General features: G+C 66.4%; 8 protein-coding genes. 7 read left to right on the top strand and 1 reads right to left on the bottom strand.

Annotated features, from left to right (window positions below; all coding sequences use genetic code 11):
• Positions 1 to 58: 58 nt before the first annotated feature.
• The 7 genes from R3P93_RS12615 (at position 59) to R3P93_RS12585 (ending at position 11626) form a co-directional block, all read left to right on the top strand.
• Positions 59 to 406: a molybdopterin oxidoreductase gene (locus R3P93_RS12615; protein WP_068050787.1), complete on the top strand. Its 348-nt coding sequence runs from the start codon at positions 59 to 61 to the stop codon at positions 404 to 406.
• Positions 406 to 2895 (top strand): nitrite reductase large subunit NirB, encoded by a 2490-nt coding sequence (gene nirB, locus R3P93_RS12610; RefSeq protein WP_094670190.1) that lies wholly within the window; start codon positions 406 to 408, stop codon positions 2893 to 2895. The genes R3P93_RS12615 and nirB overlap by 1 nt, the downstream gene beginning before the upstream one ends.
• Positions 2892 to 3191 carry a Rieske (2Fe-2S) protein gene (locus tag R3P93_RS12605; RefSeq protein WP_149405790.1) on the top strand — a complete coding sequence of 100 codons (300 nt, stop codon included), beginning with the start codon at positions 2892 to 2894 and terminating at the stop codon, positions 3189 to 3191. Before nirB ends, R3P93_RS12605 begins: the two co-directional genes overlap by 4 nt.
• Positions 3192 to 3285: 94 nt before the next feature.
• A complete protein-coding gene (locus R3P93_RS12600; protein WP_373454841.1) occupies positions 3286 to 4761 on the top strand; it encodes a TIGR02677 family protein in 1476 nt (491 codons plus the stop codon).
• Positions 4758 to 6209: a TIGR02678 family protein gene (locus R3P93_RS12595; protein ID WP_317533131.1), complete on the top strand. Its 1452-nt coding sequence runs from the start codon at positions 4758 to 4760 to the stop codon at positions 6207 to 6209. The genes R3P93_RS12600 and R3P93_RS12595 overlap by 4 nt, the downstream gene beginning before the upstream one ends.
• 4 nt (positions 6210 to 6213) lie before the next feature.
• A complete protein-coding gene (locus tag R3P93_RS12590; protein WP_317533130.1) occupies positions 6214 to 10398 on the top strand; it encodes a TIGR02680 family protein in 4185 nt (1394 codons plus the stop codon).
• Positions 10388 to 11626: a DUF2399 domain-containing protein gene (locus tag R3P93_RS12585; RefSeq protein ID WP_317533129.1), complete on the top strand. Its 1239-nt coding sequence runs from the start codon at positions 10388 to 10390 to the stop codon at positions 11624 to 11626. The genes R3P93_RS12590 and R3P93_RS12585 overlap by 11 nt, the downstream gene beginning before the upstream one ends.
• On the opposite strand, the gene mshC is transcribed toward R3P93_RS12585, so the two are convergent.
• Positions 11623 to 12864 (bottom strand): cysteine--1-D-myo-inosityl 2-amino-2-deoxy-alpha-D-glucopyranoside ligase, encoded by a 1242-nt coding sequence (gene mshC / locus R3P93_RS12580; RefSeq protein WP_317533128.1) that lies wholly within the window; start codon positions 12862 to 12864, stop codon positions 11623 to 11625. The genes R3P93_RS12585 and mshC overlap by 4 nt on opposite strands.
• Positions 12865 to 12877: the final 13 nt, after the last annotated feature.

The following is a 12877-nucleotide window of genomic DNA, read 5'->3' as shown; positions in this document are numbered from 1 at the left end:
ATCCCGACGTAACGTCACCGCAGCGGTGACGTCACCCCGACCCCGCAACCTCGTGGGTATGGCCAGCACACCGCGATTCCTGCAAGGCGTCTTCTCGTTCACCGGACACGGTCTGGACAAGCCCGAGCTGATCGATCCCAGCCTCAGCTTCGTCGTCCCCGAGGGTACGACGGCTCAGCCGCTGTACTTTCGCGGCGGAAATTCGAGCGACGAGCTGGTGGTCGTCACCTTGCTGCGCGACGGCAGTCCGATGCGCATGTTCCCGATGGGTGCCAAGAGCGGCGTGAACATTCCGCTGCGGGTGGTCGAGGACGTGGATCCCGACACGGTGCTCGAATTGGTCGTCGCCGCCCCTGCCGGAACCAGCGGAGAGGTCGTCGTCGATTTCGGTCTGGTGTTGATCTGATGACCGCGGGCAAGCAGCGGCTGCTGGTGGTCGGTAACGGGATGGCCGGTGCCAGGGCGGTCGAGGAGATCATCAAACGCGGCGGCAGTTCGTCGTTCGAGATCACCATGATCGGCGACGAGCCGTACGGCAACTACAACCGAATCATGCTCTCGCACGTGTTGTCCGGCGAGGCCACCGTCGACGACGAGGACCTGATCCTCAACCCGATGAGCTGGTACAGCGAGAACGGCGTCACGCTGCACGCCGGAGACCGCGCGATCTCGCTCGACCGGTTCTCCAAGACCGTCGTCTGCGAGAGCGGTCGGTCCGTCGACTACGACGTGCTGATCATCGCCACCGGCAGCAACACGTTCTTCCCCAACATGGACGGTCTCCGCGAGTCCGACGGCAGGCTGGCGCGAGGCGTGTTCGGGTTCCGCACCATCGCCGACACCAACGGCATGCTGCAGATGGCGCAGTCGCGCGACGACGTGTGCGCCGTCGTCATCGGCGGCGGACTGCTCGGACTCGAAGCCGCATACGGCTTGCGCACGCAGGGCCTGGAAGTGAACGTGGTGCACTCCCCCGGTCACCTGATGAATCAGCAGCTCGACGAGCGTGGCGGCCGCGTACTGCGTAACAAGATCGAGTCACTCGGCGTCGGCGTGCACACCTCCAAGCGAACCACCTCGGTGTTGCGCTCCGAGGACGGCGTCGTCACCGGCGTGGGGTTCAACGACGGCACCTCGCTCGCCGCTGACATGGTGGTGGTCACCGCGGGCATTCGTCCCAGCGTCGATTTCGCTCGCGCCGGCGGACTGGTGATCGAACGCGGAATCGTCGTCGACGACCAATTACGTTGCGAGGACGAGGGTTCCATCTATGCCGTCGGTGAATGCTGCCAACACCGCGGCGAGGTCTACGGCCTCGTCGCTCCGCTGTGGGAGCAGGCCGTCGTGTTGGCAGACGTGCTCACCGGAGCCGATCCCACTGCGGCGTACCACGGTTCGCGTCTGACCACCAAGCTCAAGGTCGCCGGTGTCGACGTCGCCTCGATGGGGATCACCGCCCCCGAACGAGACGACGACGAGTTCGTCCAGTTCTACGAGCCGCGCAGCGGTACGTACAAGTCGGTGATCGTGCGGAACAACAAACTCGTCGGTGCCACCCTGCTGGGTGACATCTCCAAGGCCAACTTCCTCACCCAGGCGTTCGACGAGAAAGTGCCGTTGCCCGACGAGCGCATCAGCATGCTCTTCGACATGGGCACCCCCTCTGCGGCAACAGGAGCCGCCGAGCTGGCCGACGACGTCCAGGTGTGCAACTGCAACGGCGTCACCAAGGGAGCCATCGTGGCCTGCGTACACGCAGGCGCGAAGAACCTCGGCGACGTGACCGCGAAGACCCGGGCGGGCAAGGGGTGCGGATCGTGCAAGGGACTGGTGAAGGACATCATCGCGTGCGCAGCAGGCGGTGCCGTCGAGGCCGACCCGACCGCAGACTGGTACGTGCCGTGTATCCCGATGACCAAGCCGGAGCTGATCGACGCGATTCGCGCGCAGGATCTTCGGGCGGTGTCTGCGGTCTTCGCCGCGTTGGCGACCGGTGGAGCGGAGGATGCCGCGGCCAAGATGCCGTTGGCGTCGTTGCTGCGGACGGTGTGGGGCCCGGACTGGGTGGACGAGCGCGGCGCGCTGTTCATCAACGACCGAGTTCACGCCAACATCCAGCGGGACGGCACGTTCTCGGTGGTGCCGCAGATGAAGGGTGGCGTCACCACCCCGGATCAGTTGCGCAAGATCGCCGACGTCGCGGACAAGTACCACGTTCCGCTGGTCAAGGTCACCGGCGGTCAGCGTATCGATCTCCTCGGCATCAAGAAGGAAGACCTGCCGAAGGTGTGGGGCGATCTGGACATGCCCTCCGGCTTCGCCTACGGCAAGAGTATGCGCACGGTGAAGACCTGCGTCGGCAGCGACTTCTGTCGCTTCGGCCTCGGCGACTCGACGGCACTGGGCATCGCCCTCGAAGAACGGTTCCAGGGCTTGGAGACTCCGGCGAAGTTGAAGCTCGCGGTCGCGGGCTGCCCGCGCAACTGCTCGGAAGCACTGTGCAAGGACTTCGGCGTCGTCTCGGTGGGTGAGGACAAATGGGAGATCTACGTCGGAGGTGCGGCCGGTGCACACATCCGCAAGGGCGATCTACTGGCCACCGTGACGGGGGCCGAGGAGGTTCTGACCGTGGCAGGCAGATTCATCCAGCATTACCGTGAGAACGCCCAGTGGCTCGAGCGAACGTACGCGTGGGTTCCGCGTGTCGGTCTCGAAGAACTGCAGAGCGTGCTGATCGACGACCGCGACGGCATCGTCGCCGGACTCGACGAACGAATGCAGGCATCGGTGGACGGGTACATCGACCCGTGGCAGGACCGCGCCGCACCGAAGTCACCCGCCCAGTTCACCCCATCGCTGCCCCTGCTTCCGCTGCCACAGGTGCCGGTCCGATGAGCGTGCCTGTCGGGGCCGTGGAGGACCTGACGCCCGGCGAGGGACGGGCCTACGTGGTGGACGGCAAGCAGGTGGCGGTGTTCCTCCTCCGTGACGGCTCGGTCCGGGCCATGGACGCCGTGTGCCCGCACAAGGGCGGGCCGCTGGCAGACGGTCAGATCGACGGATCCATAGTCGTGTGTCCACTGCACCAGTACACCTTCTCGCTCGACGACGGCACCTGCCCCAGCGGCATCGACTCGGTGCGCACCTACCCCGCCGCAGTGGTGGACGGAAAAGTGACCGTGGAGCTCTAACCGGCACGGTTGAACGACCGAGAGCCTCACCCCCTACCCTGTTCCAGTGAGCGAATCAGGCGAGGACGCACGACAGGGAGTCGTGAATGCGTTCGTGGAGGAAGATCGTCTCGGTCTCTTCTCGTTCGCCGTTGCCGAGAAGCGCTCCGAGTACCTGGCTGTTCTCCGGGCATTCGACACTGCACGAGCCAACTACGTCGTCCTGCTGCACTCCGGAGACGTCGCCGACCTCATCGCACGCAGCTCCGGGCACCACGAAGCGCTGAGCACCCTCGACATCGCGCCTCTGCTCGATCAGCTCCACGCCTGGGGCCTGCTCGAACGCAGCTACGACGGCACCCGCGCCGCCACCCTCGCCGAGTACCGCAACCGTCACTTCGTCTACCAGTTCGGCCAAGCCGGCTACAAGGCCTACCGAGCGGTCGAGGACGTGCTCGGTGCGCGCCTGGACGACGCCGCGCTGTCGCGGCTGGTGCTGCCCGAGCTACTGGCCGACATGCACGAGCTGGCCGAGGCGAACCGTCAGGCCGACGGCGATCGCATCTACCGCAAGCTCAGCCGACTCGATTCGACACTGTCGGAGATGGCTACCCGCGCCGCGCATTTCTATCTGGTGCTCGGCGACCTCGTGCGCACCACCGAGATCACGCCGGAGTCGTTCCTGGTCCACAAGGACGCCCTGCTGACACACATGCGTGAATTCAGCTCCGATCTGACCCGCTACGCACCGAAACTCGCCGAGGCGATAGCACTCGTCGAGAGCACCGGAATCGAGGAACTCGTCGAGCGAGCCGCGATCAGCGACGAACGAGTCTTTCTCACCGTCGCCGAACGCCGCGCCGACTGGACCGATCGCTGGGCCGGCCTCTCGCATTGGTTCGTCTCGGCCGAGTCCGAACTCAGCGAGTCCGAGCGACTCCGCGAGGGCACGATGAGCGCGATCGCCGCCGTGCTGTCGCTGCTGCGCCGGGTGACCGAGACCCGCAAGGGCGGAGTCAGTCGCGAGAGCCAATTGCGCCACCTGGCCGGTTGGTTCGCTGCCGCGCCGACCGAAGACAGCGCGCACGCTCTGTTCCATGCCGTGTTCGGCCTCGGCAGACCGCGGCATCTGTCGATGGTGCATCCCGACGCCGACATCATCCCCACGTCCCGATCGTGGTGGGAGGCACCACCGGTCGAGATCTCGCGCACCCTGGCCGAGACCGGACGCACCCCGACCCCCGGTGTTCCGGGACGGGTGCAGCGCAACGACGGCGGCATCAGACGGCTGCGCGAGCAGCAACTCGAGTCGCAGCGATCACGCAGTGCCGCAGCGCAGTCGCTTGCCTCCGCCGGAATCCACGACCGGATTCTCGACGAGCAGGAAACCGAGGTGCTGTTGAGTCTGTTGAATGCTGCGTTGACCGCCCGGGTACGCGTGAGCGGACGCACCTCCGACTCGTCCGGATCGGACAGCGGCGTGCGCCTGACGCTCAGCGACAGCGACCGTTCGACGATCGTGCGGACCAGCAGAGGCCGGCTGCATCTGGACCGCCTCGCGCTCGAGGTCAGCGAGGTGGCACGCCGATGAGAGCTCGCGAGATCTCCACCCTCGCACTGGATTCCTACCAGCGGGCCGCCCGGGTTGCGCTGTCGAATCACCTGGTGACCACGACGTACCCCGATCGGATCGCGCTGCCACTGCTGCGCAGATGGGCCACCGAGTTGCGCGAGGATCTGCTCGAGCTGTTCGGGTATCGCCTCGAGGTCACCGAGACCACGGCTCGCCTGTTCCCGGTGATCGACGCACTCGACGACAGTCAACCCGCGCGAACGCCCACCGACCGAATCTTCGACCGCCGTAGGTACGCGTACCTGGCGTTGGCGCTGGCGGCACTCGGCCGGGCGGGCAACCAGATCACCCTGTCCGAACTCGCCGATCATGTTGCAGCAGAGGCGAGTCAGGTCGACGGTGTCGAGCTGACAACCGACCGGGCAAGCGACCGAGACGCGTTCGTCGACGCGATCGGGTGGCTCGCGACACGCGGGGCCATCGCGTTGGCCGACGGTGACGCGAGCGGCTGGGCGAACAACCCGTCCGCAGGCGAGGCGCTCTACGACATCGACCGTCCCGTCGTCGTTGCCATGTTCAGGCCGCCCCGCGCCGTGCAGCATCTGCGATCGATTCGCGGGTTGCTGGCCGGCTCGAACGCCGCGATCGACCCCGAGGAATCCGATGCGGGACAGACCGATTCCGGGCGTGAGGCAGATCCGAAGGAAACGCTGCGTGCGGTACGCCGTGCGTTGGTGGAGCAACCGGTGGTCTATGTCGACGATCTCGACCCGGACGGCCGCACGGCCCTCGCCGCGTCGCGCACCGTTGCCGACGTCGAGTTGCTGACCGGCCTCGTCGCCGAGCGTCGCGCCGAGGGAGTGGCCCTCATCGACACCTCGGGACGACTCTCGGACTACCGATTCCCCAGCACCGGAACCATTGCCCAGGTCGCATTGCTGATCGCGGGCGAGATCTCGGACCGGGTGATCGATCCGGATGCACCCGCGCTGGCGACCTACCCCCTTCCCGACGGTGACGCCCTGATCGAGCAGTTGGACGGTGCCATTCCCGACGGTGGAGTCTTCGGTGATCTCGCAGAATTCGGGTTCGGTTCCGATGCAACTGCATTCGACGATGCGGTGGACAAGAAGCAGTATCCGCTCATCGAGGACAGTTGGTTGGTCTCGGTGGTCGACGATCTCGTCGAACGGTTCGGTCGTACGTTCGCCGCGCAGTGGCAGACCGATCGCGACGGCCTACGGCTCCGAGCGATCGCGATGCTGCATCGACTTCGATTGGTACACAGCGTGTCCGGCGGCGTGCTGGTGCTACCGGTGATCGCGCGCTACCGCGACGTGATGGTCAGCGTGCGCGATCGGACCCCGCAGGATTCGCTGTTCGGTACCGAACAGTCCCCCAGTACCGACCAGTCCCCCAGAACCGACCAGGCCGACATCACCGATCCATCCGAAGTAGAGGCTTGAGTAGATGACCGCACACTCGTCACGTTTCCGGCCGACGCGAGCAGGGATCGTCAACCTGTGGGACTACCGTGATCAGGAGTTCTCCTTCGCCGACGGTCGGCTGGTGTTGCGTGGGCCCAACGGTTCCGGCAAGACCAAGGCTCTCGAAGTGCTGTTCCCGTTCGTCCTCGACGGTCGTATCGAACCGCGCCGGCTCAATCCGTTCGCCGGAGAAGAGCGGACGATGAAGTCCAACCTGCTCTACCGAGGGCAGGAAAGCGCGCACTCGTACGTGTGGATGGAGTTCGGCCGCGGTTCACGCGAGGACCCCGAATCGGTGACGGTCGGAATCGGCATGCGGGCGAGCCGCCACAACGACAAGGTGACCCGCTGGTACTTCGTGGCCGACGGCAGAGTGGGCGTCGACTTCTCGCTGTTGGGTTCCGACGACCGTCCGTTGACGAAGAAGCAACTCGGTGAACAGCTGGGCACCGACGCATTGACAGATCGCCCGGTGGACTATCGCGCCGCGATCGACGCCCGCATGTTCGGGCTCGGTGCACAGCGCTACGACCAGCTCATCAATCTCATTCTGACGCTTCGCCGTCCGCAGTTGGCCAAGAACCTCGACCCGAAGGGGCTCTCGCAGGCGCTGACCGACGGCCTGCGTCCGTTGGACGAGCAGCTGGTGCTCGAAGCAGCGCGCTCCTTCAGTGACATGGAAGAGGTGGGCCGGGCTCTCGAAGGACTGGCGCAGGCCGATCACGCCGCCAAGAACTTCGTCTCGGTGTACTCCAAATACCTTCGGGTGCAGACGCGTTCGGATGTCGAGCAGGTCTCGCGCCGGCTCGAGGCGGTCACTCATGCGACCACCGCACACTTCGCCGCTGCCGCTCTGAAGGACCGCCGTCTGCTCGAACGTGCGGCTGCGGAAACTCGATTCGACGAGGCCGAACGCGCACTGGATCAGGCCGTCGCAGACCGCGAGACTCTACAGCGCTCGAGCGCATACGAGGGCAAGCAGCAACTCGACGATCTGGCCGAATCCGCTGCGAAGCTGGAGATCTCGACCGCCCAGCAGGCCGACCGCGCCCGCAAGGCTCGAGTAGAACTGGAACAGCGCACCACCGAAGCGGCTCGGGCCGATTCCGCACTCCGGGATTCCGTTGCCGGGGTCACCCGCGCCGAGGAGGAACTGCAGACTGCAGCCGAGGACGCGGGGATCGTCTGGACACCACTGCCGGGAACGGCCCGTAGCGACCAGATCAGCACCGCGCTGCGTGGCCACGCCGAGGAACGCGACGGCGACGTGCGGGCGGTTCGCGAGGCGCTGGGAACCGTCGAGAAGGCGTCGACGGAACGCACTCGTGCGGAGAAGGCCGCGTCGAAGGCCAGAGAGATGCTCGAGGCCGCGTCGGCCGCGGTCACCGAGGCCGAGGCGACCGTGGACCTGGAGAAGGCGCAGTTTGCCTCGGGACTACGAGCCTGGTGGTCGAACAATTCGGCGCTCTACTCTGCTGCGGGCATCACCTCCGCCGCGTTCGAGGCCCTCGACGCGGCGTTGGCACACGTCGGCGACGACGACGCCCCGAGCCTGGAATCGGTGCTGGCCGAACAGACCGCGGACGGTATCGACGCGCTTCGCGCCCGGCAGGCACAGGCCCGCGTGGACGTATCGACCCGCACGGCCGAGCTGAACGCGCTACGCGACGAACTGTCCCTGGTGCGAGCCGAACACGATGACGCGCCGCCGGCGTTCGCCGCGCGGACCGACTCGCGTGCGGATCTGTCGGGAGCGCCACTGTGGCAGCTGGTTCGGTTCGCGGTTTCGGTCTCCCCTGCCGACGCCGCCGGAATCGAATCCGCGCTGCAGGCGGCGAATCTGCTCGACGGCTGGATCCATCCGATCGCGGATTTCCCCGTCGACTCGAACTCGGAGCAGTATCTGTCGCCGCTGCCGGAGGCCTCGAGGCCGACCGGAACCACGTTGGCGTCCGTCCTCGAACCCGAGCCCGGCACTGCCGTATCGGAATCGCGCATACTCGACGTGCTGAATTCGGTTGCACTGCAACAGGACCAAAGCGCAGTCTCCGGCGGTGCCGTCTCGGTGGGCGTCGACGGTCGGTACTGGCAGGGTGTGCAGCAGGGTCGCCACACCAAGGCCGATGCCGAGTACATCGGTGCGACGGCGCGAGCTCGTCGGCGTGAGCAACGCATCGCCGAGCTCGGTGGCGCGATCGATACCGCAACGGCCGCGCTGGAGACCGCGACGGCCGACGAACGATCTGCGCGCGAATCGGTGCAGGCACTGGGTGCGGCCGCCAAGCAGCTCCCCCGGGCCTCGGCCATCGTGAGAGCGCAACGCGCCGTCACCGCTGCCGCTGGGGCGCTACGCACCTCCACGGAGGGTGCTGCCGCGGCCGACCGTGAGTTCGACCAGGCGATCGCAGACCTGTCGGCGAAGGAGAAGCAGCTGCGCACCGTCGCCGTGGCTCACCGCACCCCCCACATCGGTCGCGACATCGATGCCCTCGCCGCTGCGATTCGGCATTTCGAGCATCAGGGCTCGGTGGTTATCCGCAAGCGTGGCGATCACACGCGCGAAGCAGAACGCGCCCGCGAAGCAACCAACCGGCTCGAAGAGGCGACCGGCCTGGCCGAGGAGCTCGCCGAGGAAGCGGCAATAGCCGAAGAGAACTACGGACAGCAGGTGCAACGCCTCGAGCTCCTGAGCGAGAAGCTCGGTGCCACCGCCGAACAGATCGACACCGATCTGGAGAACGCACGCGAACGCATCGAGAAATGCCGCGCCGAGCAGCGGGCCGCGCGCAAAGCGGACAAGGAAGCCGGCGAAGCGATCGGCAAGGCCGAGGGTGCCTGCAACACCGCGCTGGAAAGCCTGCGCGGTGCCGTCACCGAAACCCTGGGCGACGCCGTGCGGCTGGCGCCCTACGCTCGCAAGGACCTGCTCGGCATCCTCGGTGTCCACGAGGCGTACGCCTGGCCTGCCAGTGATTCTGCCTGGTTGACCGTGGAGCAGATTCTGTATCGAGTGCAGCAGGCCGACGGTCCCGACGACGAGGTTCCGGTACTACCGCCGGTCGTGAGCGCACTGCATTCGGCACTCGACGCAGCGACGGCGTCGGTGAAAGTCAGTGACTCGAGCCGGAAGTCGACCCGGACGGCCCTGACGAGTGCGCTCCAGGAGTTCGACTCGCAACTCGCCGCATCGGGGCAGGACTACCGTTTGCAGTGGGATGCGCCGGACGGTTTGACCGTCGTACGAGTTCAGGACGAGCAGGGCTATTCGTCGGTCGGAGATTTCGCCGACCGCATCGGCGCGGCGAGGGCCGATCAGGAGTTGCTGCTGACCGAGCAGGAGCGCCGAATACTCGAAGATGCACTGCTGACCGGCCTGGCGCAGCAGATTCACGAGCGCACCGTCGACGCACGCGAGCTGATCGCCCAGATGTCTGCGGAGATGAAGCAGCGCCGCATGTCGTCGGGCAACACGATCGGTGTGCACTGGGTGCTCGCGGACAACCTCGACGACGGGGCCCGGGCGGTGTCCAAACTGCTCGACCGCGACGCCTCGGCGTTGAACCAGGACGATCTGGCCGCAATGCGCGCCCACTTCGCGTCGGAGATCAGAATCGCTCGCGCGGCGCATCCGGAACGGTCCTACCCCGAGATCCTGTCCACGACACTGGACTATCGCCGCTGGCGCGTGTTTGCCTTCACGCTCATCAGCGGTGACGGCAACGAGGATCGTCTCACCGTCGCACGCCACAGTGCGCTCTCGGGCGGTGAGCAGTCGGTGTCGCTGCACCTGCCATTGTTCGCCGCCGCGCACGTGATGCTGTCCTCCGCCGATCCTCATTCACCTCGGCTGCTGGCGCTGGACGAGGCGTTCGCCGGTGTCGACGACAACGGCCGCAGCGAATTGCTCGGCCTGAGTGTGCAATTCGACCTCGACCTGTTCATGACCGGATACGACCTGTGGATCACCTACGGGGACGTCCCCGGCTGCGCGCACTACGACCTGGCGCATTCGACAGCCGAGAACACCGTCAGCGCAGCACTTCTGGTGTGGGAGAACGGCGAACTGTTCGCCGAGCACGACGGTACCGACCTCGCTGCCGCACTCGGGTCACCGCTGACGCGCCGGGTGCCGACCCGAACCGAAGGTGGGCTGGAGTTTGAGCGGTAACAGCGAATGGCGCGGCAGCGTGGAATTGGGTGCGCTGCTCGATGCGGCACGAAAGAAGTTGGAGTCCAACTGGCTTCGGGTCGGCGGCAACATCACCGTCGATCTGAGCGATGCTCCGGAGCTGTGGCGTCTGTGCAGCGCGATCTCTCGGTCCAATTCGAGTCTGCATTCTCGGGCGCGCAGCACCAGACTCGACCTGGAGCGATTCGACGCGTGGCTGAGCCATCCGCTCAACGGTGGCCTCGGACTGATCGACACCCTCATGTCGCAGGCCCCGTTGCAGGACAAGAAGCGGATCGCCGCCGACAAGGCTCAGGTGCGCGCCGATGCACTCGATCGGGCCAGGGATGTTCTCGGCGGCGGCACCGACCGAGAATGGATCGAACATTGGATCGCCTCGTTGCTCAACCAGGACGGCACCCTCGGTGGCCGGGTCGCCGTCGACGCGCTCGAGGTGGCCACGAAGGTCCTCGCGATGCTGCCGGTGGACGGGATGTCGCTCACCGAGCTGGCCGAACTCGCCTGCGGTGATACCAAGGCACTCTCGGCCGGCGGTGCCCCGAAACTTGTCCTCGATGCATTGTCGTTGCGCGAGAACGTCCCTCGGCCCGTCGATCCGGTCGGTATCAGGGCGTTGTGGGAGACCGCAGGTGTGTCGGTCGACGCGGTGTCCAGCCGGGTGCTGGTGCTCGGCTACCGCGTCGACGAGACCCATACCGTGGCAGGGTGGCTGAACGAGGCTGCCGACGAGGGCATCCCCTTCCCCGTCACCGTGGACATGCTCATGCGCGGGACGCTCACCAACAGTTCGGCCACGGTGTTCGTCTGCGAGAACGTGGCGGTTCTCGCCGCGGCAGCCCGCACTCTCGGGTCGAACTGCGCGAGCCTGATCTGCACGGACGGTCAGCCCTCCGCCGCGGTACACCGGCTGCTGGCCTCCCGCGCACCAGGCACCACGATTCGCTGGCGTGCCGACTTCGACTGGGCCGGAGTGCACATGGTGAAACGAGCACTCTCCCGGTACGACGCGGTGCCGTGGCGCATGGACGTCGACTCCTATCGACATGCTCTCGACGCACGAAATTCCGAACCGCTGAAGGGCCATCCGACGGACAGTCCGTGGGACCCGGAACTGGCCGGTGCCCTTCGTGACTCGGGCCGGGCGGTCATGGAAGACCGGCTTGTCCCGGATCTGCTGACGGACCTGCGCCTGGGATCTGGGGACTAACGCAGCGGAACCCCGAGCAAAGCGTCGACCGCGTCGGCGAAGGCGCCAGGTGCGTTCGCGTCCGAGCCACCGCGCTCGACCGCGAAGCTCGCCCACGCGTCCAGAGCGTCGAGTGCCTTGGGGGTGTCCAGATCGTCGGCCAGATGCTGCCGCAACCGATTGATCACATCGTCGGCCGACGCTGCGCTCTCGAGCGCGGCGGCCCGACGCCACAGTGAGAGCCGGGTGTGAGCCCGTTCGAGAACCTCGTCGGACCACGGCCGATCCTGCCGGTAGTGCCCGGCCAGCAGACCGAGTCGTACGGCTGCGGGGTCGATGTTCTCGGCCCGGAGCGTGGAGACGAACACCAGATTGCCGCGGCTCTTGGACATCTTCTCGCCGTCGAGCCCGATCATTCCGGTGTGCACGTAGTGCCGCGCGAAACGCGGATCACCGGTCGCCGCCTCCGCGTGGGCGGCCGAGAATTCGTGGTGCGGGAAGATGAGATCGCTTCCGCCGCCCTGGATGTCGAAGCCGGTACCGATGCGGTTGAGCGCGATCGCCGCGCATTCGATGTGCCACCCGGGCCTGCCGGGACCCCACGGCGACGGCCACGACGGCTCGCCCGGCCGAACCGCGCGCCAGAGCAACGCATCGAGCGGATCCCGCTTACCGACCCGATCGGGGTCACCTCCGCGTTCGGCGAAGAACGTGTCCATCGTGGCGCGATCGTAGCCGGACTCGTAACCGAACTGCTCCGTGGCATCGGCACGGAAGTACACATCCGGGTACTCGGCATCGTCGACGACGTACGCGGCTCCGGACGCGACGAGCTTCTCCACGAGTTCGACGACCTCGTCGACGGACTCGACGGCGCCGATGTAGTCGCGCGGAGGGAGAACACGAAGCGCTTCCATGTCGGCACGGAAGAGTTCGATCTCACGCGCGCCCAGGTCCCGCCAGTCCTCACCGTCGCGGTCGGCGCGCTCGAACAGTGGGTCGTCGACATCGGTGACGTTCTGGACGTAATGCACGTCCATGCCCGCGTCTCGCCACAGTCGGTTGATCAGGTCGAACGTCAGATATGTCGCTGCGTGTCCGAGGTGGGTGGCGTCGTACGGGGTTATTCCACAGACGTACATCCGAGCCGTCGGACCGGGGATGACGGGTCGAACCTGTCGGTCTGCGGTATCGAACAATCGAAGCGCTGGACCCTGTCCTGGAATTGTCGGGATCTCCGGGCTCGACCAAGAATGCATGCAACCGAGCCTA

The organism is Rhodococcus cerastii, assembly GCF_033042195.1.
GTDB lineage: Bacteria > Actinomycetota > Actinomycetes > Mycobacteriales > Mycobacteriaceae > Rhodococcoides.
Note: the sequence above shows the minus strand (reverse complement) of the source record. Positions and strands in the feature narration are given on the sequence as shown.

What these genes read in the sequence shown, in the direction of transcription:
- R3P93_RS12590 (WP_317533130.1), top strand. Translation starts at nt 6,214, where the DNA reads ATGACCGCACACTCGTCACGTTTCCGGCCGACGCGAGCAGGGATCGTC.
- mshC (WP_317533128.1), bottom strand. Translation starts at nt 12,864, where the DNA reads ATGCATTCTTGGTCGAGCCCGGAGATCCCGACAATTCCAGGACAGGGT.
- R3P93_RS12605 (WP_149405790.1), top strand. Translation starts at nt 2,892, where the DNA reads ATGAGCGTGCCTGTCGGGGCCGTGGAGGACCTGACGCCCGGCGAGGGA.
- R3P93_RS12615 (WP_068050787.1), top strand. Translation starts at nt 59, where the DNA reads ATGGCCAGCACACCGCGATTCCTGCAAGGCGTCTTCTCGTTCACCGGA.
- nirB (WP_094670190.1), top strand. Translation starts at nt 406, where the DNA reads ATGACCGCGGGCAAGCAGCGGCTGCTGGTGGTCGGTAACGGGATGGCC.
- R3P93_RS12595 (WP_317533131.1), top strand. Translation starts at nt 4,758, where the DNA reads ATGAGAGCTCGCGAGATCTCCACCCTCGCACTGGATTCCTACCAGCGG.